The following is a 25113-nucleotide window of genomic DNA, read 5'->3' on the forward strand; positions in this document are numbered from 1 at the left end:
TGGGTTACCAGATCGGTTTCCCCTGGTCGCTGGGTGTGGGCATCAACTTCAGCTACACCACGCCGAACATCCTGCTCGATGACGTGAACCCGTTCACGTTCCCGAACGTCGGTGGCGGCATCATCACGCCGAACCTGTTCCCGGGTGTGTCGATCTCGGCTGACCTGGGCAACGGTCCGGGCATCCAGGAAGTCGCGACCTTCTCGGTGGACGTGTCCGGCCCCGCCGGCGGTGTGGCGGTCTCGAACGCCCATGGCACCGTCACCGGCGCGGCCGGCGGCGTGCTGCTGCGGCCCTTCGCACGCCTGATCGCCAAGACGGGTGACTCGGTGACCACCTACGGCGAACCCTGGAACATGAATTAGGCCTGAAAAGGGTATGAGTAGGAGCGCGCAGCCCGTCTGCTGAGCGCCAACGACGTACTTTGGGGCGGCGTTGACAGACCGAATCGGTCAGTCAACGCCGCCCCGTCGTATTGCCGGGCATTGACAGTGAAGAGCAAGCCCGGGAGTGGGGAAATTGACGGCGTTCGGTCGTGTGTCGATGGCAGTGCTGGTCGTGGTCTCGTCGTTGTTCCTGGCAACGGGCACAGCGAGGGCCGGTGTGGATAATGAGCTGAGCCTGGTCGACGGCCAGGACCGCACGTTGACGGTGCAGCAGTGCGACACCTTTCTCAACGGGGTGTTTCCACTCGACCGTAACCGGCTGACGCGCGAGTGGTTCCACTCGGGCAAGGCCAGGTACAACTGCGCCGGCCAGGGTTGCGATGAGTTCGCCGGGGCGTTGGAGCTGGGCTACCAGATCGGGTTCCCGTGGTCTCTGGGTGTGGGTATCAACTTCAGCTACCAGACGCCGAACATCTTGCTGGACAACGTATCTCCGGCGACCCTGGCCGGTGTTGGCTGGGGCGGGATCATCACGCCGAACCTGTTCCCGGGCGTGACGATCTCCGCGGATCTGGGCAACGGTCCGGGGATTCAGGAAGTCGCGACCTTCTCGGTGAATGTGGCGGGTCCCTCGGGTGCCGTCGCGGTGTCGAACGCGCACGGCACCGTCACCGGTGCGGCCGGCGGCGTGCTGCTGCGGCCCTTCGCGCGGCTGGTCTCCGAGACCGGTGACTCGGTGACGACATACGGCGAACCCTGGAACATGAACTGACCCAAGCGAGTTCGCGCCGACGTACGGGTTAGCCCCCGGCCACCGGCCGGGGAGCCTTGCCGTATCCGCTACTTCTTGTCGAGCAGGTCGCGGATCTGCTTCAGCAGTTCCACTTCCTCCTTGATCGCCTCCTCCTTGGCGGCCCGGAACTTGCTGTACGGCAGCACGACCACGAAGTAGATGACGGCAGCGACCAGGACGAAGTTGATCGTCGCGCTCAGGACGGCATTCCAGTCCATGTAGTTGTCGCCGAGTAGGTGGACGCGCAGGATCCCGTACGAGTGATCGCCGCCGGCGCCGATGCTGGAGATCAGCGGCTGGATCACCTGGTCGGTGAACGCCTTCACCAGCGTGGTGAACGCGGCACCGATGACCACCGCGACCGCCAGATCGACGATGTTCCCCTGCGCGAGGAAATCTTTGAAGCCCTTCAGCATGACTGCCCTCCCTGTGATGCGGCTTGTACCCACGAACGGTAAGACTGACCTGGGCTTCGCGCAGTGGTCGGCGGCCTCACGATCGCAACAGATGCGATCCGGTGACGAAATCGAAATCGGCCGACGGGCAAATTTCCCGTCAGTGCAGGGTGACGGTGATGGCCCGGTGCAGAGCCGCCCCGGCGACGGCGTTGGCGCTGTGCCGCGGCAGGGCGACGAGTACGACGCGTTCGTCGGCACTCGTCGGTGATTTGCGGCGTTCGGACACCAGCACCACCCGGGCATCGGTGGCGACCACCTCGGCCGACGATTGATCCTCTGCCGCGCCGGTGTTCTCCGGTCCGGCCAACACGTCGACGACGTCGCCCGCGCGCAGCAGGTCCGGGAGCGCGGCGTCGGCCAGATGCAGTGGCACCATGCGCGCGTCGGGTCCGGCGGTCGCCACCGTGAGTCGGGAACCGAGTAGCCGGACATCGGTGATGACCTCGCCGCGTCGCGCGGGGGCGGCCAGAGTCGAGCCGACGGCGGCGCTCGATTCGCGCAGCGCGCCATCGGGAATGCCTGGCGCGGAACGGGATTCGATGACGACGTCGTCGGCTGTCAAGGCCGAGCCGGGGGACAGGTCGTGCTTGGCCACGACGACGGCGACCTGTCCGTCCTCAGGGTCGGGGCGAAATTCGATGACGGCCGCGAGGACCACCAGCATTCCTGCGGCGACGCGGCGCGCGGCGGTGGTCCTGGCCCAATCGGGCCGCAGCTTCTGTGTCAGTCGGCCGAGCAACGGCGCGTCGAGCGAATCCCCCATGCCGTAACGGTAGGGATTCCGCGCGGGAAACACAGGCCGGAAGGCTTCCGGCCTGTGGATAACTCAGCTGGACGCGGCGGCGGCCGGTGCGGCCGACGTTGTGCTGCTCGACGAGGACGAGGAGGACGAGTCAGACGAGCTCGAGCTCGACTCGCTCTTGGCCGGTGCGGCTGCGGTGCTCGAGCTCTTCGAATCGCGGTTGTCGGTGCGGTAGAAGCCGCTGCCCTTGAACACCACGCCGACGGAGCCGAACAGCTTGCGCAGCCGGCCGTGGCACTTGGGGCATTCGGTCAGCGCGTCATCGCTGAATGCCTGCACCGCGTCGAACCGGTTGTCGCACTCGGTACACGCGTAGGAATAGGTCGGCACGTAAACCTCCGAGGTCGTCAAACTTGTTAGCACTCTACCGGCTTAAGTGCCAAAACAGCTATTCGGTCCCGGGCATTCCCTGGCGGCACGCCCGCTGGCCTGGTGACAGGGGCAATCGCGTCCGGGGCGGCGGCGGGACACATAGCATTGTGCGCATGACTGGCAACATCACCAAGGGCAGCGGCTGCGACAACCCGGACTGCACCTGCGAGAACTGCAACTGTGGATCGGGCTGTACCTGCGGCAAGGACTGATTTTCTCCCGCAGTTTTAAATTCCCAGCGTGACGAGCCCGGCCCGTGGGGTCAGGGCATGCGTCATCGCGATGTCGTGCGGTTCGGCGGGTAGCGCCGGCAGCAGGTCGTCGTCGTACACCACCGCCACGAGCCGTGCGTCCGGCGCGGCCAACGACAGCGAACGGTCGTAGAAGCCGGCGCCGCGGCCGAGCCGCACGCCCGCGCGGTCGACCCCGAGCGCGGGCACCAGGATCACACCGGCCTGCCGGATCGCGTCGGGCGGCAGATGCGGCGTTGCCGGTTCGAGCAGCCCGTAGGACGCTTCCGTGAGGTGCCCGGAGCGGTACCAGCCCCAGCTCAGTGGGGCGTCGGGGCGGGTCACCGGCAACAGCACCCGGGCGCCGGCATCGACCAGGGCGTCCAGCATCGCGGGCGAGCCCGGTTCGGTGCCGATCGGCACATACGCGCACACCACGACGCCGGGGGACACCAATTCGGACGCCCATCGCGCGAGGGCTTCGGCGTCCGCCAGCCGCTGCTCTGGGGTCAGCGCGCGACGTCGTCGAAGGATTGTGCTGCGCAGCTCGCGCTTTCCGACCTCGGGGCTCACGGTTACCACCGTGACACATTTGCTCGCGTGGTGTTGTACACCTGTCCAGGTAATGGCCACTTCGACGTTGCCGCCGACCGCGCAAAGTCCAACCTTGGTAGGGCAGATCAAGGCATTGCCGTTATCGTGTGAACAATGACGACACAGACTTCAGTGCCGATGCCGCGCACCGCGGTGGTCCCGGCGGCTGGTCTGGGCACGCGTTTCCTGCCTGCCACCAAGACCGTGCCCAAGGAGTTGCTGCCGGTCGTCGACACCCCCGGTATCGAGCTCGTTGCTGCGGAAGCTGCCGACGCCGGCGGCGAGCGACTGGTCATCGTGACGTCGGAGGGTAAGGACGGCGTCGTTGCGCATTTCGTCGAGGACCTCATCCTCGAAGGAACCCTCGAGGCCCGCGGCAAGCACGTGATGCTCGAGAAGGTGCGGCGCGCGCCCGCCTTGATCAAGGTGGAGTCGGTCGTGCAGGCCGAGCCGCTGGGTCTCGGTCACGCCGTCAGCTGCGTCGAGCCGGTGCTGCTGCCCGACGAGGACGCCATCGCGGTCCTGCTGCCCGACGACCTGGTGCTGCCGACCGGTGTGCTGGAGACCATGGCGAAGGTGCGCGCCAAGCGCGGTGGCTCGGTGTTGTGTGCCATCGAGGTGCCCGAGGACGAGATCAGCGCCTACGGCGTCTTCGACGTCGAGACGGTGCCCGACGCCGCCAACCCGAATGTGCTGCGCGTCAAGGGCATGGTGGAGAAGCCGAAGGCCGAGGACGCCCCGTCGCCGTTTGCCGCGGCCGGCCGGTACATCTTGGACCGCGCCATTTTCGACGCGCTGCGGCGTGTGCAGAAGGGTGTCGGCGGCGAGATCCAGTTGACGGATGCCATCGCGCTCCTCATCGAGGACGGCCACCCCGTGCATGTGGTGGTGCACCGCGGGTCCCGACACGACCTGGGAAATCCGGGCGGCTACCTTAAAGCTGCGGTTGACTTTGCGTTGGAACGCGACGACTACGGCCCGGAATTGCGGCGTTGGTTGGTCGAGCGATTGGGTCTTGCCGAGCGCTGAGCGCCTGACACCGGCGGTACGGTTGGCCCGCACGTGCGCGAGCATGTGGTCAGCCACGGTGTACGACGTAGGCAGAAAGGCGAGCTGTGCGTTCGGTTGAGGACCAGCAGGCCCGGGTTGCGGCTGCGGCGGTGGCGCCGCGCCCGGTGCGGGTGGCGATAGCCGAAGCGCAGGGCCTGATGTGCGCCGAAGAGGTGGTCACCGAACGCCCGCTGCCCGGTTTCGATCAAGCCGCCATCGACGGCTACGCCGTGCGCAGCGTCGACGTGATGGGCGCGGATTCCGGCGGCGACGCCGACGTCACCCTGCCCGTGGTCTCGACCATCGCCGCCGGTGAACGCACTCCCACCCGACTGCAGCCGCGTCAGGCCGCACGGGTGCAGACCGGTGCGCCGATGCCCACACTGGCCGATGCCGTGCTGCCGCTGCGCTGGACCGACGGCGGCGATGCGCGGGTCCGAGTCCTGCGCGGTGTGCGGTCCGGCGCCTACGTCCGTCGTACCGGGGACGACGTGCAGCCCGGCGACGTCGCGGTGCGTGCCGGCACGATCATCGGGCCGGCCCAGGTCGGACTGCTTGCGGCGGTGGGCCGCGAACGCGTGCTGGTCCACCCGCGGCCCCGGCTGACGATCATTTCCGTCGGCGGTGAGCTCGTCGACATCTCCCGGACACCCGGCAACGGCCAGGTCTATGACGTCAACTCCTACGCGCTGGCGGCTGCCGGCCGTGACGCCGGCGCCGAGGTGAACCGCGTCGGCATCGTGGATGCCGATCCCAAGACCCTGCGCGATGTGGTCGAGGGCCAGCTGAGCCGGTCGGAAGCCGTGGTGATCGCGGGCGCTGTCGGCGGCGCGGCGGCCGAGGGCGTGCGCGCGGTGCTCGCCGAGCTGGGGGAGATGGAGGTCGCGCGAATCGCGATGCATCCCGGATCGGTGCAGGGTTTCGGCACGCTCGGGCGCGACGGCGTCCCGGTCTTCCTGCTGCCGGCGAACCCGGTGAGTGCGCTGGTGGTCTTCGAGGTGATGGTCCGTCCGTTGATCCGGATGTCGCTGGGCAAGCGGCAGCCGATGCGGCGTGTGGTGCCCGCCCGGACGTTGTCGCCCATCTCATCGGTGGTGGGGCGCAAGGGATTTCTGCGCGGCCAGTTGATGCGTGATCAGGACACCGGCGAATATCTGGTGCAGGCGCTGGGCGGAGCGCCCGGCGCGTCGCATCTGCTGGCCACCCTTGCCGAGGCGAACTGCCTGGTGATCGTGCCCACCGAGGCAGAGCAGATTCGCACGGGCGAATCGGTCGATGTGGCCTTTCTTGCACAGCGCGGCTGATTCGTGAACCTGTTGCGTTCGAGTGCGATGCATCCGGGCTGGCCGCTGTCGGTCGGCCCGATCCGCGTGCAGGCCGGGGTGGTGCGGTTGCGTCCGGTGCGGTTGCGCGACGGTCCGGTGTGGAGCCGGATGCGGCTGACGGACCGCGCCCACCTGGAGCCTTGGGAGCCGGTCGGTGAGGTGGATTGGACTGCGCGCCATGCTGTTTCGTCATGGCCGGCGCTGTGCTCGGGATTGCGGTCGGAGGCCCGGCGCGGGCGCATGCTGCCGTACGTCATCGAGTTGGACGGTGAGTTCTGTGGTCAGCTGACCATCGGCAACGTGACGCACGGAGCGCTGCGGTCGGCGTGGATCGGCTACTGGGTGGCCCGTCAGTTCACCAGCGGCGGCATCGCGACGGCCGCGCTGGCGCTGGGCGTCGACCATGCCTTCGGTCCGGTCGGACTGCACCGGATCGAGGCGACCGTCCGCCCGGAGAATGGTCCGAGCCGGTCGGTGCTGGCGCGGGTGGGGTTCCGCGAGGAGGGCCTGCTGCAGCGGTATCTGGAAGTCGACGGGGCCTGGCGGGACCACCTGCTGGTTGCGGTGACCGTGGAGGAGATGACGCAGTCGGCGTCATCGGCGCTGGTCAGAGATGGTCGCGCCACCTGGGTCTGAGTGATTTGTGCACGGTTTTCCGCGGCAGGCGCGGGAAATCGTGCACAAATCGCAAATAGGACTGTGTTGCAGATGTGACATCTGTGACTGATGTGCTTGTAAGTAGCGAATTACAGGTGTGTAATTGACCTTGGCGCGTCGGCTTCGGATGCGCTGGTCACGGACCTAATCTGATGGGGAAAGGAGCCGGCGACATGCCAAGCATCCCCCAATCCCTACTGTGGATATCCCTCGTCGTGTTGTGGTTGTTCGTGTTGGTGCCGATGTTGATCAGCAAGCGCGAGAACGTCCGCCGGACGAGCGATGTCGCATTGGCGACCCGCGTGCTCAACACGAACGGCAACAGCCGGCTGCGACGCCGCAGTGGACCTGCTGCGGGGCACTACAGCGACCCGCACTGGAAGCAGGACGACGACCTCAGCGCGTTCGAAGAGGACTTCGCGCGCAGTGATGCGACCACCGATTCGATCCCGGTCGCCGACCCTGAGGCTGATGCGCCGCGTTCGGTGGTGCTCGCGGACCAGGTCGTCGTCGAGGAATCGGAGTACCTCGACGTCGAGGTCGTCGAGATGGACTCCGGTGCGTTGCCGATCGGCGCCTCCGGGCGCATGAAAGCCGTTCCCGAGCCCGAAACCCACGAGCAGCCAACGCTTTTCGACGATGTTGCGACGCCCACCATGGCGATCCGGACCGTCTCCGAGGCCGACTTCGCGCCGGAGGAAGCGCTCACCGACGAGATCGCGGCGGCCGAGCCCGAGGCCGAGGCAGAGCCGGAGGCAGAGCCGACCACCGACGTGCACGAGGCGATCGCGGCTGACGAGGAGCCGGCCGAGGAAACGACCGAGCCCGCGGCCGAAGCCGAGGACGGCACCGACCACGACTACGAGTACGTCGACGACACCTCGGGCGTCGAGGCGGCATCCGAGGCCGAGCCGAAGCTGGCCGATTCGATGTCCAAGGCGCGCCGCGTCCGCTACGAATCGAAGGCCGCCGTCGCGGCCGCCGAACGCAAGTACCGCTTCCGCAGCCGCATGCTGTCCGGCATGGCGCTGGCGATCCTGTTCACCGGCATCGCCGCCTTCTCGCTGTCGTCGAGCCTGTGGTGGGTCTGCGGCACCGTCAGCGTCATCTCGGTGCTGTACCTCGCGTACCTGCGCCGGCAGACCCGTATCGAGGAGCAGCTGCGGCGCCGTCGTGCCCAGCGGATGATGCGGTCCCGGCATGGCGTGGAGAACACGCAGGACGAGGAGTTCGATGTCGTCCCTTCTAGGCTGCGGCGGCCAGGCGCCGTAGTGCTGGACATCGACGACGAGGATCCGATCTTCGAGCACCTGGAATATGCCCGGATGGCACGCGACTATGACCTGCCCCGAGCGGCGGGACAGTAACCGGTTTTCATGTGACGGACTGGTACTGGTAGCCTTTGCTTCCGGTACAAGGGGCTATAGCGCAGTTGGTAGCGCGTCTCGTTCGCATCGAGAAGGTCAGGGGTTCGATTCCCCTTAGCTCCACAGGGATTGAGCTGATCTGTCAGGTCAGTGCGAGCGCTCCGTCGGGGGAGCGTATGCGGCGGTCGGGGATTTCGAGGGGGAATCTGCGTGGTCGACGATCAAGCCGGCGCCGACGAGGCTGCGCTGAATCCACGGACGTCCCGTCGCCGGCTGGTTGGCGCGCTCATCGTCGCGGCGGTGGCTGCCGGCGTCGCCGTTGCCGGCACGCAGACACGCTGGTTCGGGCTCAGTCCAGATCCCCGCGAGACTGTCGCCATAGACCGCTGTGAGGGCGCCGTACGGCACGATTTGGCGGTTCCTGAGCAGGCCCACTTCGACGGCGTCAAGGCGCGGGTGGACAGCGTCACCGAAGATGACCACATTCGTCTCGGATTCGACGCCGCAAAAGTCGTTGCCATGTGGGGGGTATCGGGTTCGGTGACCTCGCCGGGACGGTCGGGCCAGCCGGCCACGATGGAGTTCACTTGTCGCGCAGCATTTTACGATGACCGACCGGTCGCTGCCGCTGTCAACTACGGGAGCGCGGACCTCCCCGGTCAGCTCGGGAAGCGCAGCTGACAGAGTCGACCGCGGGCACGCGATTGGCGTCGGGACCGGTCGAAAACCCGGGTAGTGTCGGTTATCGACAAGAATGCCCTTGGGGAAGGTTGTTCGTATGGCGGGGAACGCGGTAGCGGTCGATCTCGGCGAATTGGACCGGTTCATCGGCCAACTTGCGGCGTTCTCGGCCGAGATCGACGCGAAGGTCGACAGCCTGGAGAGCCACATCGGCAACCTGCACGCGCAATGGCATGGCACTGCAGCCGAGGCGCATGCAAAGGCTCACGCCGAATGGACGCAAGGCGCCCAATTGATGTCCGACGGTATACGTCGCCTCCGAGAGGCTTCAGCCGGCGCACACAGTGCATTCACCACGACAGTGCAAGCCAACAAGGCGTTGTTCTCATGAGTGGGGAGCTGCGCGTCAACCCGGCGGATTTGACACTGACGGCGCAGGCCGCCGATACCACTGCCGATGAGATGTTCGAGCGGTATCACGCGATGGCTGCCGAAGTTGTCGGTCTGCTCGACGGCAGGTGGAAAGGCGCGGCCGCTGATGCGTGCCGGTCCGCGTGGGACGAATGGAGTGACGGATTCCGCCTCGTTCTCATGGGTCTTCGTGATGAGGCCGACGTCTTGCGCGCCGGCGCCAATGAGTACACGGCTGCCGACTCCCGCGGCGCGGCCGGTGTGTCGTCGGCCGGCCAGGCCATCTGACCTGCGGTGCTTCAGCGACTCGCCACAGCCGGCTGTGACAAACCGTTGAGCGAGGACAGTTCCCGACTGAATCCTGTTGCGGTGTCAGAGTCCGTCTGGGTGACGTTGTTGGCCGCCGAAACGATCTTGTTTCCATTGGCGGTCAAGTCGTCGATGAAGCTGTTCATCTGATTGTGCAGCTTGTTCGCATATTCAACGAGTCGAGGTCCAGCCGCAAATCCGGGGTTACCACTTGCCGCTGCTTCTTGTGAAGTGAAGTAATTGTTCGTTTGTGCCTTTGCCGTGCCGGCCAATTCACCGAGGCGCTGACCGCTTGCCTTCACTTCGCCGGGTTCGATGTTGATGTCGTCGCTCATCGCATTCCTTATGCTGCCGAGTGGTGGGGCTACCAGGTCCTCTTGGGCTGCACGATCTCGATCTTCTGCTGGCCGTACCCCTGCTCGAATTCGGGAAGGCGGCCATTGAGTGGGTAGTTTTTGGCTGAATCCGAGTGTTGCGTATACAGAACTTCGCCGTCCGGCAGGACTCCGGTCACCACGGCGGCGTGGTGTGTTTCACCGGCGTGGTGACCTTGGCCGTCCTGCGTCATCGTGTAGTAGACGACGTCGCCGGGTCTGGCTTGGTCGGGCGAGACGACTTGACCGCCATGACCGAGGAAGAAGTCGCGATTGTTCTGTGCTGCTGCCCACGTCGGGGTGTGTGTCATGCCGGGAGGCAGAATGTCCTTGTGCCCCATGGTGCCGTCGCTCCAACCGTCGCGATCGAAATGGCGAGGCAGGAACCATGATTCCTTCTGCTTCATGCCGCCGCCGTAACTGAGCGAATCCGAGACGAAATTCGTGCAGTTGTCCGAGAACGAGTCGAGGTCGGCGTTGTTGTAATTCGCGATCGCGTATCGCACCGTACCGACGGAACTGTAGCCACGGTCCGGTCGGTCCATTTGCTTCTTGACATCGTCCGGAATGCAGTTCAAGTCATACAGTTCGACAGGACACGCGCGCTGGAGGTCATACTGCTCCTGCGGAGTGAGCTGATTCCACCATTGTTTGACTTCGTCCGGCGACAACCCATCCGGTAGCGTGTCTCGGATTTCTTCCAAGGCCTTCAATGTATTGCCGGCCTGGATTCCTTGCGCCTTGCCGACATCGCTCGGGTCGTTGTCATTACTGACATCGGATAGCGCACCCGCGCAGAGCCCGTCAGCTTGGGTGGCTGCTTCGACGGCATCGGCAATCAATCGGTGTGCTTCGGCCAATACCGCCGTTTTCGTTGCGAATTCGTCTTCTGACATCGACGGCGGTGCGGTGATGTCACCCGTTTCCGGATTGACGACGAACCCGGCGCCTTCTGCCATCCGCACGCCGTTTTCGAGTTCATTCTGGGCGATGGTGACGGCGTGGCTGAGCGTGTCCAGCGGATCGACGGTGGCCCTTGCGAGGATGGAAGCTGTTTCAGCACGGACCGCCAGTGCGGTCAGCGCGTCCTTTGCGAGTGCGCCGACATGATCCGGCCAATGTTCGTCGAGTGGTTGAACTCCGTTGCGGTGTATGTCCTGATTGACGCGCTCGCATTGAGAAGCGGCGCTGCGCATGTCATGGGCGGCTGTTGTCCACAGCGCAGGTTGCGCATGGCGCAATTGCGCAAAATTCACCATCGCTGATCCCACTTCCCCCAGTGCAGGCGGGACGAAGTCCACGCCTCAATCGATGCTAAGCCAGCCGGCGGGGCACTCCCGACGCCAAAAGCGCGCCGAACAATCGCGCGAGACGCTGACGGCTCCGCGAATCCGTTCTCTCACGACGAGACACATTCGTGCGCATGTTTCACCGAATTGTCCAGCTCCCAGAGGGGCGCGGGGCTGGGCGTGCACGCCAGTTCCGTTTCGGGCCTTGCAGTTTCGCTGCCGGACGTTGACCCCTCTTCCGGCAGTGCCGACCCTGAGAACCATGACCTCGGGAAAGGTGCGCCGAATCGTGAACTTTCGGCATCGGGCCGTCGGCGGCGCCACGACCATGTTCTCGCCGCTCATCGCGGCGGGACGGCTGAACGTGTCCGCGGCAATCGACGCCCGAAGGCGCGGGTATGACGGGTGGACCGGTGCGGTCAACACCGACTACGACCCGTTGGACCCTGTCGTTGCCGCACAACCCTATGCGGCCTACGACGCCTTACACCGCAGCGGTCGCGTCCACTACAACCCTCGGCGCGCGACCTGGATTCTGCACAGGCTCGACGATGTCCGCGCAGCCCTGCGCGACACCGATCAGGTGACGAGCAGTCATGGCGTGACCCGCGTGCGGATGGTCGCCGATCTCGTTGTGGTCACCGATGGCGAGCAGCACAGCCGCCTCAGAAAACAAGTCCAGCCGGCGTTCACCAAAGGCGCTCTGGACAGCTGGCGCAGCATCATCGGCCAGATGGCGGCCGAACTCGTCGACGACATGATCACTGCGGGCGAGTGCGATGCCGTACAGCGGCTGACGATCCCGATGCCGCTTCGGGTGATCGCCGCCATTCTTGGTGTGCCCGAAAGCGATATCGCCGACTTTCGCCGGTGGTCTGACGACGCCACCCAGATCATCAACTTCACTCCCACGGCCAAAGGCGTCGCGAACGCAGCGCGGTCGCTGCGAGCCGCATTCGCGCTACGTCGCTATTTCATGCGCCATCTCGCGGACGGTCATCTCAAGGACTCGGATACCGTCCTGGGGCGCCTGGTGGCACACAGCACCGACGGCGCGTTGACCGACAGCCAGTTGTTCTACATCGCGATCCTGCTGCTGATCGCCGGGAACGAGACCACGACCAACCTTCTCGGCGGCATGCTGCACACCTACGCCCACGACCCCGAGCAATACCAGCGGATCTGCGCCGACCCCGGCCTCATCCCGCAGGCCATCGAAGAACACGTCCGGTACACCAGTCCCATTCAGAATCTCTACCGCTACACCCGCGCTGACTATCAGGTCGGCGATGTCACCATCCCTTCGGGCTCTCGTGTGCTGCTGTCATTCGGTGCGGCCAACCGCGACCCACTCGCCTTCGACGAGCCCAACAACTTCCGAGTGGACCGAAACCCCCGTTCTCACGTCGGTTTTGGCTACGGCCCGCACTTGTGCCTCGGAGCGCCGCTCGCACGCATGGAGGCGCAGGCCGTCCTTCGTGAACTGGTCGACCGCGTGTCCGGAATCTCGATGGCCGGGACGACGACATGGTCGACCAACAGCTCGCTGCGCGGTCCCACCCGCCTACCGGTCGTTCTCCACCCGAAGCGTGCGTCATGACCGGTGGACGCACGCGATCCGGACGGTGCGCACTGGCCGCGGGCTCGGCGCTCATCGTGTCCGGTATCGCGCACCTCGTGTGGCCGCAGGCATTCGAATCGGTCAACCGGATGGCCTTCGCCGACCACATCCAACGGCACGTGCTGATCAACGGCACCATCGAGGCCGGCCTGGGATTGTTGTTGCTGACGGCCCGAACCCGTCGGGCCGCCGTGGTCGCCACAGCCGGCTATCTGACCTATTTCAACACCAGCCTGCTGTACCGGCAGAAGTTCGATTCGACTTAGCCTCAGGATATTTGGGTCGCTCCGGGCGTCGGCGATTCGCCGAGACCCAGTGTCAGCGAGGGGCCCGCAAACCGCTTCACCAATTCGTATTCGGTTTGCTTGTCCTTGAGCGGCCAATACCACAGTGCGAACGTGATGCGGATCAGCCATTGTGCGGCCAGCGGATCATGGCGTCCGATCATCTCTTCGGCCAGTTTGGCGACGAGCGGTGATGCGGTGACGGCCCCTGCGTCGTGATCGGGCCGGATGTCTCCCATGATCAGCTTTCCCAACGGCTCGGCACGCATACATTCCAACGCGACGGCAATGGCCGTGACGGTGCGTTCGGTGCCTTCCATGCCCGCGATGGCCTGCCGGATGGAGCTGACGATACGGTCGGCGAAAAGCGCTATGAGGCGCTCGAGGATGGCCGCCTTTCCGCCGGCCCGGCGGTAGATGGTCGCGGGCGAACAATGCAGCTTTGCGGCCAGTGCATCGATCGTGAACGCTTCGAATCCGTTGCGCGAGACGAGTTCCGACGCGGCCGACAGGATGCGGTCCAGTGCCTCGGTGTTGCGGTCAGCTCCGAGTACCCAGTCCTGTCGTGACATATGGGCGAGTCTCCATCACGGCGGATACAAAGGTGATCAGTTCTCGCAACTTCCGACGAATCCGACGTCTCGTCGCGCTTCTCCAGTGAGCGCTGAGGGAACTCCATACGATGGTCACTGTCGTGTCACTACCCGGACGAAGGAGCTTTCCCGTCATGAGTGAGAACGAACTCAGCAAGTCCCCGACACCCGATCCGGCTGAGGACAACGCCTTCTTTCCCTCGGCGTATTCGTTGAGTCAATACACCTCGGACAGAACAGATTTCGGTGGCGTCAAACATGCCGGCGCCTATGCCGGCGGGCGGTGGAAAATCCTGATGATCGCCACCGACGAGCGGTATCTGCTGATGGACAACGGCACCATGTTCTCCACCGGCAACCACCCCGTGGAGATGCTGCTGCCGCTGCATCACCTGATGGCCGCGGGCTTCGACGTCGACGTCGCCACCATCACCGGAAACCCGGCGAAGCTGGAGCTGTGGGCGATGCCGGGCAAGGACGACGCCGTGCAGCAGACCTACGCCGACCTCAAGCCCAAACTCAAGGAGCCGCTGAGCCTTCGTGAGGTGATCGCCGACAGGCTCGGGCCCGATTCCGACTATCTGGCGGTATTCATCCCGGGTGGCCACGGCGCCGAGGTCGGTATCCCGTTCAGCCCCGAGGTCGGTCAGGTGCTCAACTGGGCACTCGAGAACGACAAGTTCGTCATCACGCTGTGTCACGGGCCTGCCAGCCTGCTGGCGGCCGCGATCGGCACGACGGAGTCGCCGTTCAAGGGCTACAGCATCTGCGTTTTTCCCGATGCGCTCGACAAGGGGCCCAACAAGGAGATGGGCTACATACCCGGCGGGCTGCGGCTCTTCATCGGGGAGGCGCTGGAGGGTCAGGGTCTCAAGGTTGTCAATGACCAGATGACCGGTCAGGTCCATCAGGACCGGCGCCTGCTCACCGGCGATAGTCCGCTGGCTTCGAACAACCTCGGTCTGCTCGCCGCGGACGCACTCACTGAAGCGGTGTCGGCGTAACGGCTGGTCGGTCGGCAGGCGTCAGGTCGGTGCGTGCTCGCGCAGTACCGCCAACCGTTCGCGGTACTCCGTCTCGGTGATCTCACCGTGCGCGTATCGCGCGGCGAGTATCTGTCGAGCGTCGGGTTCGGCAGGGCCGGAGTAGCCGAACCGCCGGTCTCCACCAGCGACACGGACCAGCGCGACGATGCCGCCGAGCACCAGTGCCCAGAACAGGAACATCCCGATTGCCATGCCGGCGTAACCCCATCCGCCCATGTCGTTGCCGTACCAGAACATCATGATGTGCTGCTCCTTCCGCTGCTGTGAACCATCGTCCCGCCGCGGACCAGCCTGCCGCTGGTGTCAAAAGGACAGCGATGGTGGGACTTTCGGCACCGGCGGCCGGCCCGGACGCGCCATCAGGCCATCGTCAGGGCCAAGACGACTCCGAAAACCACGGCGGGCGGCGTCATCCCGGCCACAAAGCGAAGTCCGAACCGGCGACCGCCGGCGGTGAACGCCAGCACGGTCTTCACGATCAGGTTCGAGCCCAGTGCGGCCGCCACCGCGAGCAGCGCGGTATCGACGGAGATATCGCCCTTGGCGGCCAGGCTGGCGGCGGCCACCGCCCCGGCGTGCGCGTCGGCCAGGCCCGCGGCGAACGCGGCAAGCACGGTGCCGCCGGAGCCGAGCACATCAGCGCCCCAACGCCCGACAAGCAGTGCCAGGGTGAGTACCGCGGCGAGGACCAACGCCGGGCGCAGCGCGAAGGGACGGCTTGCGGCTTTCGCGCCGGCGTCCGGCTCTGATGACGGGTTGTCCTCAGCGAGAGCGGCTCCGCGGTACACGACGGCGGCGATCACCACCAGCACCGCCGCGCCGGCCGCCACGGGCGGCCACAGGCGCTGGAGCACTTGGGCATCCACCACTGCGATCACGATGAGCAGTTGGACGAAGGTGGCCAGGCTGGCCAGCAGGGCGCTGGCCAGGGGCGCGCGCACGCTCGGTGTCGTGCGGCTGAGCCGCGCCATGGACGCCGTTGTCGCGGTCGCCGAGACGAACCCACCGGCGATGCCGGTGATCAGCAGTCCACGTTCCGGGCCGAGCGCTCGAACGCCGATGTAGCCCACCCATCCGATGCCGGTGAGCAGTACGACGAGGAGCCAGACCTTCTCCGGATTGAGGACGCCGTACGGTCCGAGGCCACGATCCGGCAGCAGCGGCAGGATCACGAATGCGACGACCAGAAACTTGATCGCGTCTTCCAACTCGACCTCGGTCATGATGTCGCGGGCGAATCGGTGGATGCGGTTCTTCGAGACGAGCAGCCCTGCGACGACGACCGCGAGGGCCACCGCGAGTGCCGGCCGGGAGTAGGCAAGGGCGCCAAGGAGATACGCGACGAGCGCCGCCGTCGCGGTGGTGGTCCCGGGGTCTTCCGCACTGGTTCGGAAGTAGGCCAGCGCGATCAGCGCGCCGACGCCGAGAAATCCGACGACGATGACCCATTGGCCGAAACCCGCCGCGACCGCACCGGCCAAAGACAGCAGCGCGAACGAGCGCGAGCCGGCAGGCAGTTTGCGCGCGTGGCTACGTTCGCGCTCCAGGCCGAGCAGCAGCCCGATGGCGAGCGCTACGAGGAAGGGTTCGATCTGCTGCCAGCTCACGTCGGCTCCTCGGGTTAACGCGCCGACGGGAACTGTGGCGTGCGCTTCTCGCGCAATGCGGTGTAGCCCTCGACCACATCCGGCCCGAGGAACGTCAGCATCTCGTAGGCCGCGGACTGATCGAAGATCGGGCCGGCGTTGCGGAGCCAGTTGTTGAGCGCGCGCTTGGTCAACCGGATCGCCTGCTGGGCGCCGGTGGCCAGTACGTCGGCCACCCGGAGCGCCTCGTCCAGAACCTGTTCGCGGGGAAGGGCTTTGGCGACCATGCCGATGCGCTCGGCCTCGACGCCGTCGATCATCTCGCCCGTCATCAGGTAGTACTTCGCCTTCGCGGTTCCGGCGAGCAACGGCCAGATGATCGCAGCGTGATCGCCCGCGGCCACCCCGAGCTTGACGTGGCCGTCGCCGATCCGGGCGTCCTCGGCGATGATCGCCACATCGGCCAGCAGCGCGGCCACGGCGCCCGCGCCGACCGCGACGCCGTTGATGGCCGACACGATCGGTTTATCGCAATTGATCATGTTGTAGACCAGGTCGCTCATCTCGCCGAGCATGTGCGAGACGCGGTCGTAGTCGCCGGCCATGCGTTCGACCATGGCCAGATCACCACCGGCGCTGAATGCCTTTCCGGCGCCGGTGATCACGGCCACCCGGGTTTCCGGATCGGCGGCGACGTCCTTCCAGATGCTGGCCAGCTCGGCGTGCATGCCCTCGTCGGCGGCGTTGTACTTCTCCGGCCGGTTGAGGGTGATCAGCAGGACGCCGTTGTCGCGGCGCGCCAGGGACAGCTGCTGGTAGTCGGTGAATGCCATCGCGCGAAGCCTTTCTGCCGCGTGCGGGTGCATGAACTGCTGCGCCCGACGGCAACCCACGTTACGGTCTCTCGACCGCCGCCGGGGTCAGCCCACGCGGACGTCGGCCTCGGGCGGCTGGGCGGCGCGGGACCAGGCCAGTGGGTTCAGGTTGCGGTACGGATCGCCGGCCCGGACTTCCTGCAGGTCGGCCAAGATCTGTTCCAGCGCTTCCTGAGTCGTCGCCTTGACCGTCTCGACCCACCGGGCGTGGTCGGTCGTGCCGGTCGGCGCGGCGGTCTTGATCGGCTCGCCGAATTCCAGGTACATGCGCTGCGGGCGGGGGATCAGCGTCGGGCCGATGCCGCGAACCAGCGGCATCGCCATGTCGGACCGTCCGCCCAGCCGCTCGCCGATGGACTGGCTCAGCCGGCCGAGGGTGCTGTCGCGCTCGAAGAGGGGCTCGTAGACGTCGTCACTGCCGACCAGTCCGACCGGCACGATCGGATAGCCGCTCTCGATGGCCACTCGGGCGAAACCGCTTCGCCCGTCCCATTTCAGCTGGTACTCCTCGCCCTTGAACTTCGGCATCTCGCGTCCGCCGCCCGGGAAGACCAGCACGGTCTCGTTGTGCCGCATCAGTTCTCGCGCGGTGTCGGGATGGCCGACCACGCCGCCGTACGCGGCGACCAGATCACCGCCGAAGCCCTTGGCCTGTGCCAGGCCCCGCTCCGCGAGCGGGCGCACCTGCACGCCGAGCTCGCGGCGGGTGTAGTACGGCATCAGCAGAATCTCGGCGAAGCCGAACGCGGTGTGGTTGCCCACCAGCAGGAAACGGCCGTCGCGCGGCAGCCGGTCAAGGCCGGTGACGTATGGCCGATACAGGTCGATCAGTGGCTCGAGGGCATCGCCTGTGGCGTCCAACACATTTCGCAATGTGCGGACGCGTTGCGGCGGGTCCATGATGGCAGTGATCTCGTCGTCGGTGACGGTCGGCCGGCCCTGTGGCGGTCCGAATCCCATCGGTGCTCCCGTCGGTGTCGTGGTATTGACACCAAGGTACCGAGAGATTTAATAGATCAGCTAATAAAAATCTGTGAACTTCGTATGGCGGAGCGCTCCTTCGGTGTCGTGGCACCCCAGATGCCGTAGGGCTCGTTGGCTTCCATGGCATGGCCGAGGCAGTCGCGCAGTACCGGGCAGTGGTGGCAGATCTGTTTGGCGTGCTCTTCGTGGGCGACCCGCCGGGCGCCGCGATCGTCGTCGCCGGTGTAGAAGACCTCGGCCGGCAGTCCGCGGCAGCGGGCGTGCAACTGCCAGTCCCAGGCCGCGGTGGTGGCGGCACCCCGGCTGTGGGACCCGGGACGCGGCCGGTGCCGGGTGGTGCGAGACGGTGATACGAATGATTCTGTGTGGCAAGGGGATACCCGCGCCAAGGTCATCGACCGTACTTTCGGTTGAACTTCTCGACACGGCCCGCGGTGTCCAGGATCTGCCGCTTGCCGGTCCATACCGGGTGTGAGTCCGAGGTGACGTCGACGACGATCAGCGGGTACGTGCGGACGCCGTCGGCAGTCTGCCATTCGATGGTGCGCGAACTGGTGGCGGTGGATCGGGTCAGGAACGTGCGACCGGTGGTGGCGTCCCGGAAGACGACGGGGTGGTAGTCGGGGTGAATGCCGGCCTTCATGGAAACCCTCCGTCAACTAGATGAAAATTGTTTTCATTAAGACGTCGCCGACGATACCCGACGCCCGCAGCCTTGTCGAAAATCGTTTTCACTGATGCGGGGTGTCAACGGCCCCACGCGGCATGCCGTCCGCCGGTAACGTTTTCCCCGTGCCGGAATCGACCACAGATGAGCTCGCCTCGTTGGGGTTCTTCGCCAAGTGCCGTCGAGAGGACCTTGACCGGCTCGCACCCCTCCTGCGTCCGCTGACCGCCGAAGCCGGCGAGGTGCTGCTGACGCAGGGCGAGCCGGCGTCGTCGTTCATGCTGATCAGCTCCGGCAGTGTCCAGGTGACGCACACCGCGGCGGACGGCGAGCTCATCGTCCACCACATCGGTGCCGGCCTGATCGTCGGTGAGATCGCGCTCCTGCGGGGTGGTACCCGCAACGCGACCGTGCTCGTCACCGAACGGCTCACCGGATGGGTCGGCGGACACGACGCCCTGCTCGCCATGCTCGACGTGCCCTGTATGGCAGAGCGCCTCGTGCGGACCGCCCGGCAGCGGCTCGCCGAGTTCATCACGCCGCTGCCGGTGACGCTGCGCGACGGCAGCCGCATGTACCTGCGGCCCGTGTTGCCGGGCGACAACCCGCGCGTGCGCAAGGGGCCGGTCCATTTCTCGACCGAGACCATCTACCGCAGATTCCAGACCGCGTACGAACCCAGCCCGGCGCTGATGGCCTATCTGTTCGAGGTCGACTACGTGGACCATTTCGTGTGGGTGCTCACCGACGGCGCGGACGGACCCGACGGGCCCATGGTCGCTGACGCCAGATTCGTTCGGCTGCACGAGAATCCGACGGTCGCCGAGGTGGCTTTCATGGTGGGCGACGATTACCAGGGCAAGGGCATCGGCACCTTCCTGATGGATGCACTGGTGCCGGCCGCCCGAGGCTCGGGCATCGAGCGGTTCGCGGCGCGAGTGCTCTCCGACAACTTTCCGATGCGCAAGATTCTCGAGCACTACGGCGCCACCTGGGAGCGCGACGACCGCAACATGATCGTCACTGAGTTCGATGTGCCGGCGCCGAAGCAATTGGCGTTGTCGCACAAGCAGTATCGCGACATCTACACGCTGGCGCAGCACGTGATCAAGGCGGTCGGCTGATGGCGGATTCGCTGTACACCCGGCGCCCGCTGCTGAACAAGGACACCGCGGTGTGCATCTCGCTGGCTGCCCGGCCCAGCAACATCGGCACGCGCTTCCACAACTACCTCTACAACGAACTGGGCCTGGATTTCGTCTACAAGGCCTTCACCACGACCGACATCACTGCGGCGATCGGTGGCGTCCGGGCCCTGGGCATCCGCGGCTGCTCGGTGTCCATGCCGTTCAAAGAGGACGTCATCGCGCTCGTCGACGAGCTGGAAGAGTCGGCGCGCGTGATCAATTCGGTCAACACGATCGTCAACGACGCGGGCCGGCTCACGGCCTGCAACACCGACTACCTGGCCATCGCCCGGCTCATCGACGAGCACGGCCTGGATTCCGCCGCGTCGCTGCTCATCCGCGGCAGCGGCGGCATGGCCAGCGCGGTGGCGGCGGCGTTCCGGGACAAGGGATTCGAGGCGGGCACCATCGTCGCCCGCAACGCGGAGACCGGCGGCCGGCTGGCCGACCGGTTGGGCTACCGCTACGCGGCGGATGCGTCAGGCGGCGCGGACATCGTCGTCAACGTCACCCCGATCGGGATGGCGGGTGGCGCCGAAGCCGACGACCTGTCCTTCACGCCCGATGTTGTCACCAAGGCGCACACCGTGTTCGACGTGGTGGCCCTGCCGTCGGAGACTCCGCTGGTGCGTGCGGCGCGCGCGGCCGGGATCCCGGTGATCACCGGTGCCGAGGTCATCGCGCTGCAGGCCGCCGAACAGTTCGAGCGGTACACCGGGGTGCGGCCGACCGCCGAGCAGGTGGCTGCGGCATCGGCGTTCTCCCGCGCCTGACGTCGGGCGGTTCAGGGCACGGTGATCTTCATCGTCTTGTCGATCGACGACGTCGCGTCCATCAGCGGCCCGATCGTCTCCTTGGTGCCGCTGGCATTGATCTGCAGCACGATCACGCCGTCCTTGGTCGGGATGGCCGCGGTCTTCTGGGCCATCAGCCGGTCCTTGCCGTCCTGGTTGTACATGCCGCCGACCTGACACGCCTTGAAACCGGCGAGCATGGCCTCGCAGTTGGTGCCGGCGTCCTGCCAGTTGTGCAGGTTCTGCAGCTCGCCGGGTGCGTACTGCAACACCTCGTCGGCATTGGCGCCGGGCAACTTCGAGATCAGCACGATGATGGTCGGCGGGTCGGCCTTCATCGCCGGGTCGTCGAATTTGCTTGCGCTCCAAGCCCATTTCGGCGTCAGCGGACCGGCATCCACCCAGCCCTGGGGGAGCGGCATGGTCAGTGTCGGGGCACCGGGATCGCCGGGATGCAGCTGCTGCTCGGTGATGTTCTTCTCGTGCAGGTAGTCCCGGATGGTCTTCTTCGGAACCGCCGGTGCGCTCGGTGCCGCAGAAGTCGGAGCTGCCGCCGCGCTGCTGCTCGAGGCACTGCTGGACGTCGACGACGGCGCCGGCTTCGAGTCCGAGTTGCAGGCACTCGCGCCCAGCGCAGTCACAGTCACGGCCAGCGCGACGCCGGCAACCCTCATCGGCAACATTTCCGTCTCCTGTCGTCGGTTGCAGACTACGGGGCGGACGAAGCCGGTGGCACAAGCTTCCGGTGCAACGCCGTGTCCGCAAAAGTCGCATCGGCGTGGCGCCGGACATCGGCCGGGGTCGGTGCGTTCGCCGTGCTATCAACAGCAAATGCGCGCACTCGCGTGGTCGGCGGCGGTTCTGCTGTGTGCCGCGTGCGGGTCGACGACCCCGCCCACGCGGCCGACCACCCCGGCGGCCGCGAAACCCGCCGACCCGGCGGCGATCGGCCGGATGCGCCAACACCTGCCCGGGGACCTGCAGGGCTACGAGTTCGGTGCGTTGCCGGCACCCGCCGCGCCGACGACCTTCTGGGGCATGTCCGCCGGGTCGGCTGCCAACCCGGCGGACTGCGCGGCGCTGGTGGCCGCACCGGCCGACGGCGTTCGCGGCTGGTCGGCATCGGGACCCGGCGGCATCGTGTACGTGACCGCGGCGCCGGCCGTCGCCCCGGCGCCCGAGCTCGTCGGCAACTGCCACGCCTGGACATTGAGCACCGGCCGTGCCCGCGCGGCCGTCGACGTCGTCGACGCGCCCAAGGTCGACGGCGCCCGCACGCTGGGCCTCACGGCGCATATCACCACCAGTGTCGAGAACGGGGCGCAAACCCATTCGCAGGCAACGACTCTGATCGCGTACGTCGACACGCTGGCGGTTTCGGTCACCATGGTGACCGACCCGGGGGCCGTCGCGCCGCCGTTGCCCGGCGAGCTCCCGGCGACGTTGTTGGACGCGGCGGTGCGGTCGGTGCGGGGCATCCCGGCCGACGACGGGTTGGCCCGGTAGATTCGCCACAATGCGCAGAACGGTGCTCGCGGTGCTCTCCGCCGGTCTGGTGGCGGCATGCACGTCCCACTCCCAGGTGGTGGTCGCTGACCCCGACATCACCAAAATCCTTGATCTGAAGGGCACTTTCGGGCCGGACTACCAGGTCAAGACGGTCGCGCCGACAGGCATCGACCCGCGCGCGTTCGCCCCGCAGACGCTGCCGCCAGGCCTGAAATTCGAGCCGCCCGACTGCGCGAAATTCGCCTCCGGCATGGCCGTCTCCCCTGGTGCGAAGGGCAACATGACCGCCGTCACCGCCGAAGGGCAGGGCAACCGGTTCGTCATCCTGGCGGTGGAGACCTCCGAGCCGATCGCGGCGGCCGATCCGGGCGACGGCTGCAAGAAGGTCGCGTTCTCCGGCGCCGGGGTGCGGGGCCTGGTCGAAGAGGTGCCGGCGCCGCCCATCGATCAGGTGAAGACGCTGGGCACCCACCGCATTCTCGAGACGGTGGCGGGCGGCAAACCCGCTGCCGGTCAGCTGTACAACTACGTCGCCGGTTTCGGCAGGTTCCTGGTGATCGTCACCGCCAACTCGCTCGTCATCCCGGACAAGCCTGTCGTGCCGGTGAATACGCAGAAGGCGACGGAGCTGTTGACCAAGTCGGTCGCCACGGTCCGCGGGCAGTAACTACCGCACGTTCCGCGGCCGGAACTGGATGCTGATGCGCGGCCCGGTGGGACGGGCGGTCTTGGGCACCGCGTGCTCCCAGGTGCGCTGGCAGGACCCGCCCATCACCAGCAGGTCGCCGTGGACCTGTGGCAGCCGGACACTGGTGCGCTTGCCGTCGGCGCCCGCGTTGCGCGGGCGCAGCGCGAAAACCCTTGTCGCGCCGAGACTCAGTACCGCGACCATGGTGTCCTCGGTGCGGCTGCGGCCGATGGTGTCGCCGTGCCAGGCCACGCTGTCGTTGCCGTCGCGGTACAGGCACAGGCCCACGCTGGTGAACGGCTCGCCGAGTTCGTGGGCGTAGGCGTCGTTGAGCCGCACCCGCAGCCGCGCCAGCCCGGGATGCGGCGCCCGTTCCTGCGCGAGGTCGTGGAAGCTGACCAGACGCGGTACGTCGAGAACCTTGTCGTACATCTGGCGTTGCTCGGCGCGCCAGGGGATGGCGGTCAGCAGCTCGTCGAAAAGTGTGTCGGCGCCCGTCAGCCAGCCGGCGCGGACGTCGACCCAGGCGCCGTCGCCGAGCCAGCGCCGTTCGGCATGGTCGAACAGCGAACCCTGAACCGCCAAGGACACCCCGCGATCCTATCGCACAGGCGTTCGATGTGTCCTAGCGCCACGAGGGCAGCACGATCTCCATGTTCCAGGTGGACGGGGAGATCGGGAGACCCGTCAGGATCGGGTACATCCAGGCGAAGTTGGTGATCACCAACGCCACGTAGAAGCACACGACCAGCAGCCCGAGTGTTCGTCGTTCCGGTTCCGTCGATCTCGGATACAGGATGTCGCCGAGGATCAGCGTGATCAGGATGATCAGGAACGGCGCCATGGGCGTCGCGTAGAAGAAGTACATCTGCCGGTCGATATCGGCGAACCACGGCAGGTATCCCGCGGCGTAGCCGGTGAGCGCGGCGGCGTACCGCCAGTCGCGTTTGACGAACGTCCGCCACACCGCCCAGCCCAGCACCGGCACGGCGATGAACCACATCGCCGGCGTGCCGGCCAGCATGACGGCCTTGACGCACGACTGCGCGCCGCAGCCCGGCACGTTGTTGTTGTCGATGGCGTACAGCACCGGCCGCAGCGACATCGGCCACGTCCACGGCTTGGATTCCCACGGGTGGTGATTGCCCGCGGCGTTGGTCAGCCCGGAATGGAAGCGGTAGACGTCGTGCGTGTAGTACCAGAGCGAGCGCAGCGTCGCGAACGGTCCGTCGCCGATGTTCCGGCCTTCCATGTGCCGGTCGATCGCGGTTTCCGACGCGAACCACGGCGCGTACGACGCCAGGTACACGCCGACCGGGATCAGCGTCAACGCCCACATCCCCGGCGCGACATCGCGGCGCAGCGTCCCCAGCCAGGGCCGCTGCACGCGGTACGCGCGCCGCGCCGCGACGTCGAACGCGACCGTCAGCAGGCCGAAGAACACCATGTAATAGAGGCCCGACCACTTCACCGCCAGGGCGAGCCCCAGCAGCACGCCGGCGCCGAACCGCCACCACCGCACGCCGAGCCGCGGGCCCCACGGCGTCTCGTTGATCCGGCCTTCGGTCATCGCGACGTGCATCCGGGCGCGCACCTGGTCGCGGTCGACGATGAGCGCGCCGAACGCCGCCACGATGAACACGGCCTGATAGACGTCGAGCAGCGCCGTGCGGGCCGAGACGAAGCTGACGCCGTCGGCGATGATCAGCAGCCCGGCGATACCGCCCAGCAGCGTCGAGCGCGTCATGCGCCGCACGATCCGCGCCACCAGCAGCACCAGGATGACGCCGCACACCGCGCCGGAGAACCGCCAGCCGACGCCGTTGTACCCGAAGATCCATTCGCCGATGGCCATCAGCTGTTTGGCGACGGGCGGGTGCACGACCAGGCCATAGCCGGGGTTGTCCTCGACGCCGTTGTTGTGCAGCACCTGCCAGGCCTGCGGCGCGTAGTGCTTCTCGTCGAAGATCGGGGTGCCCGCGTCGGTCGGCGAGCCGAGGTTCAGGAACCGGGTGATGACGGCCAGCGCGGTGATCACCGCGGTCATGGTCCAGCCGCGCAGCCGGTCGGTAGGGCCGAAATCGGCGGCAGGCGTCAGCGGCGCCGGACTGATCACGGGGACCTCGCGCTCGGCGTCGGCGGCGTCGAGGGCGGGGGCGGTCACGTCAGCGAGCTTAGGCT

General features: G+C 66.6%; 32 protein-coding genes and 1 tRNA gene. 17 read left to right on the forward strand and 16 right to left on the reverse strand.

Features of this window, described 5'->3' with window-relative positions; translation table 11 throughout:
* Together H289_RS29475 and mspA are read left to right on the forward strand one after the other, a co-directional pair.
* Positions 1–365: MspA family porin (locus H289_RS29475; RefSeq protein ID WP_020099052.1), on the forward strand; the 365-nt coding region annotated here is incomplete at its 5' end.
* Positions 366–519: 154 nt separating this feature from the next.
* Entirely contained in the window at positions 520–1158 is a 639-nt protein-coding gene (mspA, locus tag H289_RS0101860; protein ID WP_029104680.1) for a porin MspA, read from the forward strand.
* Positions 1159–1226: 68 nt separating this feature from the next.
* Here mspA and mscL read toward each other — a convergent pair whose 3' ends face one another.
* The 4 genes from mscL to H289_RS0101880 all read right to left on the reverse strand — a co-directional run bounded on the left by mscL (position 1227) and on the right by H289_RS0101880 (position 3614).
* Positions 1227–1595 carry a large-conductance mechanosensitive channel protein MscL gene (gene mscL, locus H289_RS0101865; RefSeq protein ID WP_020099054.1) on the reverse strand — a complete coding sequence of 123 codons (369 nt, stop codon included), beginning with the start codon at positions 1593–1595 and terminating at the stop codon, positions 1227–1229.
* Positions 1596–1734: 139 nt separating this feature from the next.
* Positions 1735–2400 carry an SAF domain-containing protein gene (locus H289_RS0101870; RefSeq protein ID WP_020099055.1) on the reverse strand — a complete coding sequence of 222 codons (666 nt, stop codon included), beginning with the start codon at positions 2398–2400 and terminating at the stop codon, positions 1735–1737.
* A gap of 63 nt (positions 2401–2463) precedes the next feature.
* Entirely contained in the window at positions 2464–2769 is a 306-nt protein-coding gene (locus H289_RS0101875; protein ID WP_020099056.1) for an FmdB family zinc ribbon protein, read from the reverse strand.
* Between the two features lie 269 nt (positions 2770–3038).
* Positions 3039–3614, reverse strand: coding sequence for a 5-formyltetrahydrofolate cyclo-ligase (locus H289_RS0101880; RefSeq protein ID WP_020099057.1), 576 nt, complete (start codon positions 3612–3614; stop codon positions 3039–3041).
* A 159-nt stretch (positions 3615–3773) separates the two neighbouring features.
* Between H289_RS0101880 and H289_RS0101885 the strand changes: the two genes are divergently transcribed.
* The 8 genes from H289_RS0101885 to H289_RS29480 all read left to right on the forward strand — a co-directional run bounded on the left by H289_RS0101885 (position 3774) and on the right by H289_RS29480 (position 9414).
* The gene (locus tag H289_RS0101885; protein WP_020099058.1) at positions 3774–4664 is read left to right on the forward strand and encodes a UTP--glucose-1-phosphate uridylyltransferase; all 891 of its coding nucleotides are present in this window, start codon (positions 3774–3776) and stop codon (positions 4662–4664) included.
* A gap of 86 nt (positions 4665–4750) precedes the next feature.
* Positions 4751–5989, forward strand: coding sequence for a molybdotransferase-like divisome protein Glp (gene glp / locus H289_RS0101890; RefSeq protein ID WP_029104682.1), 1239 nt, complete (start codon positions 4751–4753; stop codon positions 5987–5989).
* Positions 5990–5992: 3 nt separating this feature from the next.
* Complete coding sequence (locus H289_RS0101895) at positions 5993–6646, forward strand: GNAT family N-acetyltransferase (protein ID WP_020099060.1); 654 nt, start codon at positions 5993–5995, stop codon at positions 6644–6646.
* A 194-nt stretch (positions 6647–6840) separates the two neighbouring features.
* The gene (gene sepX, locus H289_RS0101900) at positions 6841–8034 is read left to right on the forward strand and encodes a divisome protein SepX/GlpR (protein WP_029104683.1); all 1194 of its coding nucleotides are present in this window, start codon (positions 6841–6843) and stop codon (positions 8032–8034) included.
* A 50-nt stretch (positions 8035–8084) separates the two neighbouring features.
* Positions 8085–8157: transfer RNA gene (locus H289_RS0101905), tRNA-Ala, on the forward strand.
* Between the two features lie 87 nt (positions 8158–8244).
* Positions 8245–8715: a hypothetical protein gene (locus tag H289_RS0101910; protein ID WP_020099062.1), complete on the forward strand. Its 471-nt coding sequence runs from the start codon at positions 8245–8247 to the stop codon at positions 8713–8715.
* 97 nt (positions 8716–8812) lie between these two features.
* On the forward strand, positions 8813–9106 hold the full coding sequence (locus tag H289_RS0101915) for a WXG100 family type VII secretion target (protein ID WP_020099063.1): 294 nt from the start codon (positions 8813–8815) through the stop codon (positions 9104–9106).
* A complete protein-coding gene (locus H289_RS29480) occupies positions 9103–9414 on the forward strand; it encodes a WXG100 family type VII secretion target (RefSeq protein WP_020099064.1) in 312 nt (103 codons plus the stop codon). The genes H289_RS0101915 and H289_RS29480 overlap by 4 nt, the downstream gene beginning before the upstream one ends.
* Before the next feature lie 11 nt (positions 9415–9425).
* Here the strand turns inward: H289_RS29480 and H289_RS0101925 are convergent, their stop codons facing one another.
* Together H289_RS0101925 and H289_RS0101930 are read right to left on the reverse strand one after the other, a co-directional pair.
* Positions 9426–9770: a hypothetical protein gene (locus H289_RS0101925; protein ID WP_020099065.1), complete on the reverse strand. Its 345-nt coding sequence runs from the start codon at positions 9768–9770 to the stop codon at positions 9426–9428.
* Between the two features lie 29 nt (positions 9771–9799).
* A complete protein-coding gene (locus tag H289_RS0101930) occupies positions 9800–11110 on the reverse strand; it encodes an amidase domain-containing protein (RefSeq protein ID WP_231387945.1) in 1311 nt (436 codons plus the stop codon).
* 250 nt (positions 11111–11360) lie between these two features.
* On the opposite strand from H289_RS0101930, the gene H289_RS0101935 reads away from it, so the two are divergent.
* On the forward strand, positions 11361–12698 hold the full coding sequence (locus H289_RS0101935) for a cytochrome P450 (protein ID WP_020099067.1): 1338 nt from the start codon (positions 11361–11363) through the stop codon (positions 12696–12698).
* Positions 12695–12985, forward strand: a complete 291-nt coding sequence (locus H289_RS0101940; protein WP_020099068.1) for a DoxX-related protein — start codon at positions 12695–12697, stop codon at positions 12983–12985. The genes H289_RS0101935 and H289_RS0101940 overlap by 4 nt, the downstream gene beginning before the upstream one ends.
* A gap of 2 nt (positions 12986–12987) precedes the next feature.
* Here H289_RS0101940 and H289_RS0101945 read toward each other — a convergent pair whose 3' ends face one another.
* Complete coding sequence (locus H289_RS0101945; RefSeq protein WP_020099069.1) at positions 12988–13575, reverse strand: TetR/AcrR family transcriptional regulator; 588 nt, start codon at positions 13573–13575, stop codon at positions 12988–12990.
* Positions 13576–13730: 155 nt separating this feature from the next.
* Between H289_RS0101945 and hchA the strand changes: the two genes are divergently transcribed.
* The gene (gene hchA, locus H289_RS0101950) at positions 13731–14600 is read left to right on the forward strand and encodes a glyoxalase III HchA (RefSeq protein ID WP_020099070.1); all 870 of its coding nucleotides are present in this window, start codon (positions 13731–13733) and stop codon (positions 14598–14600) included.
* A 21-nt stretch (positions 14601–14621) separates the two neighbouring features.
* On the opposite strand, the gene H289_RS0101955 is transcribed toward hchA, so the two are convergent.
* The 6 genes from H289_RS0101955 to H289_RS0101980 all read right to left on the reverse strand — a co-directional run bounded on the left by H289_RS0101955 (position 14622) and on the right by H289_RS0101980 (position 18730).
* Entirely contained in the window at positions 14622–14882 is a 261-nt protein-coding gene (locus H289_RS0101955) for an SHOCT domain-containing protein (protein ID WP_020099071.1), read from the reverse strand.
* A gap of 119 nt (positions 14883–15001) precedes the next feature.
* Complete coding sequence (locus tag H289_RS0101960) at positions 15002–16249, reverse strand: MgtC/SapB family protein (RefSeq protein ID WP_020099072.1); 1248 nt, start codon at positions 16247–16249, stop codon at positions 15002–15004.
* Between the two features lie 14 nt (positions 16250–16263).
* Positions 16264–17061, reverse strand: coding sequence for an enoyl-CoA hydratase/isomerase family protein (locus H289_RS0101965; protein WP_020099073.1), 798 nt, complete (start codon positions 17059–17061; stop codon positions 16264–16266).
* Between the two features lie 87 nt (positions 17062–17148).
* Complete coding sequence (locus H289_RS0101970; protein WP_020099074.1) at positions 17149–18063, reverse strand: lysophospholipid acyltransferase family protein; 915 nt, start codon at positions 18061–18063, stop codon at positions 17149–17151.
* A gap of 56 nt (positions 18064–18119) precedes the next feature.
* A complete protein-coding gene (locus H289_RS32740) occupies positions 18120–18551 on the reverse strand; it encodes a WhiB family transcriptional regulator (RefSeq protein WP_318639502.1) in 432 nt (143 codons plus the stop codon).
* The gene (locus H289_RS0101980; RefSeq protein ID WP_020099076.1) at positions 18479–18730 is read right to left on the reverse strand and encodes a type B 50S ribosomal protein L31; all 252 of its coding nucleotides are present in this window, start codon (positions 18728–18730) and stop codon (positions 18479–18481) included. The genes H289_RS32740 and H289_RS0101980 overlap by 73 nt, the downstream gene beginning before the upstream one ends.
* A 122-nt stretch (positions 18731–18852) precedes the next feature.
* Between H289_RS0101980 and pat the strand changes: the two genes are divergently transcribed.
* A complete protein-coding gene (gene pat / locus H289_RS0101985) occupies positions 18853–19878 on the forward strand; it encodes an acetyltransferase Pat (RefSeq protein ID WP_020099077.1) in 1026 nt (341 codons plus the stop codon).
* Positions 19878–20714, forward strand: coding sequence for a shikimate 5-dehydrogenase (locus H289_RS0101990; RefSeq protein WP_020099078.1), 837 nt, complete (start codon positions 19878–19880; stop codon positions 20712–20714). The genes pat and H289_RS0101990 overlap by 1 nt, the downstream gene beginning before the upstream one ends.
* 11 nt (positions 20715–20725) lie before the next feature.
* On the opposite strand, the gene H289_RS0101995 is transcribed toward H289_RS0101990, so the two are convergent.
* A complete protein-coding gene (locus H289_RS0101995; RefSeq protein ID WP_020099079.1) occupies positions 20726–21418 on the reverse strand; it encodes an LpqN/LpqT family lipoprotein in 693 nt (230 codons plus the stop codon).
* A gap of 148 nt (positions 21419–21566) precedes the next feature.
* Here H289_RS0101995 and H289_RS0102000 point away from each other — a divergent pair, with 148 nt between their 5' ends.
* On the forward strand, positions 21567–22241 hold the full coding sequence (locus H289_RS0102000) for a DUF5642 family protein (RefSeq protein WP_020099080.1): 675 nt from the start codon (positions 21567–21569) through the stop codon (positions 22239–22241).
* 10 nt (positions 22242–22251) lie between these two features.
* Positions 22252–22911 carry a DUF5642 family protein gene (locus H289_RS0102005; RefSeq protein WP_020099081.1) on the forward strand — a complete coding sequence of 220 codons (660 nt, stop codon included), beginning with the start codon at positions 22252–22254 and terminating at the stop codon, positions 22909–22911.
* On the opposite strand, the gene H289_RS0102010 is transcribed toward H289_RS0102005, so the two are convergent.
* Together H289_RS0102010 and H289_RS33285 are read right to left on the reverse strand one after the other, a co-directional pair.
* Positions 22912–23523 (reverse strand): alpha-ketoglutarate-dependent dioxygenase AlkB, encoded by a 612-nt coding sequence (locus H289_RS0102010; RefSeq protein ID WP_020099082.1) that lies wholly within the window; start codon positions 23521–23523, stop codon positions 22912–22914.
* 34 nt (positions 23524–23557) lie between these two features.
* Positions 23558–25096: a dolichyl-phosphate-mannose--protein mannosyltransferase gene (locus tag H289_RS33285; protein ID WP_020099083.1), complete on the reverse strand. Its 1539-nt coding sequence runs from the start codon at positions 25094–25096 to the stop codon at positions 23558–23560.
* Between the last annotated feature and the right edge of the window lie 17 nt (positions 25097–25113).

Origin of the sequence: Mycobacterium sp. 360MFTsu5.1 (assembly GCF_000383495.1) — a bacterium.
In the GTDB taxonomy this organism is placed as follows: Bacteria; Actinomycetota; Actinomycetes; order Mycobacteriales; family Mycobacteriaceae; genus Mycobacterium; species Mycobacterium mucogenicum_B.

Bases quoted from the DNA above. Each gene is read 5' to 3' on its own strand.
- mscL (WP_020099054.1), bottom strand. From the start codon at position 1,595: ATGCTGAAGGGCTTCAAAGATTTCCTCGCGCAGGGGAACATCGTCGAT.
- H289_RS0101870 (WP_020099055.1), bottom strand. From the start codon at position 2,400: ATGGGGGATTCGCTCGACGCGCCGTTGCTCGGCCGACTGACACAGAAG.
- H289_RS0101885 (WP_020099058.1), top strand. From the start codon at position 3,774: ATGCCGCGCACCGCGGTGGTCCCGGCGGCTGGTCTGGGCACGCGTTTC.
- sepX (WP_029104683.1), top strand. From the start codon at position 6,841: ATGCCAAGCATCCCCCAATCCCTACTGTGGATATCCCTCGTCGTGTTG.
- H289_RS0101915 (WP_020099063.1), top strand. From the start codon at position 8,813: ATGGCGGGGAACGCGGTAGCGGTCGATCTCGGCGAATTGGACCGGTTC.
- H289_RS29480 (WP_020099064.1), top strand. From the start codon at position 9,103: ATGAGTGGGGAGCTGCGCGTCAACCCGGCGGATTTGACACTGACGGCG.
- H289_RS0101925 (WP_020099065.1), bottom strand. From the start codon at position 9,770: ATGAGCGACGACATCAACATCGAACCCGGCGAAGTGAAGGCAAGCGGT.
- H289_RS0101935 (WP_020099067.1), top strand. From the start codon at position 11,361: ATGACCTCGGGAAAGGTGCGCCGAATCGTGAACTTTCGGCATCGGGCC.
- H289_RS0101940 (WP_020099068.1), top strand. From the start codon at position 12,695: ATGACCGGTGGACGCACGCGATCCGGACGGTGCGCACTGGCCGCGGGC.
- H289_RS0101945 (WP_020099069.1), bottom strand. From the start codon at position 13,575: ATGTCACGACAGGACTGGGTACTCGGAGCTGACCGCAACACCGAGGCA.
- hchA (WP_020099070.1), top strand. From the start codon at position 13,731: ATGAGTGAGAACGAACTCAGCAAGTCCCCGACACCCGATCCGGCTGAG.
- H289_RS0101955 (WP_020099071.1), bottom strand. From the start codon at position 14,882: ATGATGTTCTGGTACGGCAACGACATGGGCGGATGGGGTTACGCCGGC.
- H289_RS0101965 (WP_020099073.1), bottom strand. From the start codon at position 17,061: ATGGCATTCACCGACTACCAGCAGCTGTCCCTGGCGCGCCGCGACAAC.
- H289_RS0101970 (WP_020099074.1), bottom strand. From the start codon at position 18,063: ATGGGATTCGGACCGCCACAGGGCCGGCCGACCGTCACCGACGACGAG.
- H289_RS32740 (WP_318639502.1), bottom strand. From the start codon at position 18,551: ATGGACCGGCAAGCGGCAGATCCTGGACACCGCGGGCCGTGTCGAGAA.
- H289_RS0101980 (WP_020099076.1), bottom strand. From the start codon at position 18,730: ATGAAGGCCGGCATTCACCCCGACTACCACCCCGTCGTCTTCCGGGAC.
- pat (WP_020099077.1), top strand. From the start codon at position 18,853: ATGCCGTCCGCCGGTAACGTTTTCCCCGTGCCGGAATCGACCACAGAT.
- H289_RS0101990 (WP_020099078.1), top strand. From the start codon at position 19,878: ATGGCGGATTCGCTGTACACCCGGCGCCCGCTGCTGAACAAGGACACC.
- H289_RS0101995 (WP_020099079.1), bottom strand. From the start codon at position 21,418: ATGTTGCCGATGAGGGTTGCCGGCGTCGCGCTGGCCGTGACTGTGACT.
- H289_RS0102000 (WP_020099080.1), top strand. From the start codon at position 21,567: ATGCGCGCACTCGCGTGGTCGGCGGCGGTTCTGCTGTGTGCCGCGTGC.
- H289_RS0102005 (WP_020099081.1), top strand. From the start codon at position 22,252: ATGCGCAGAACGGTGCTCGCGGTGCTCTCCGCCGGTCTGGTGGCGGCA.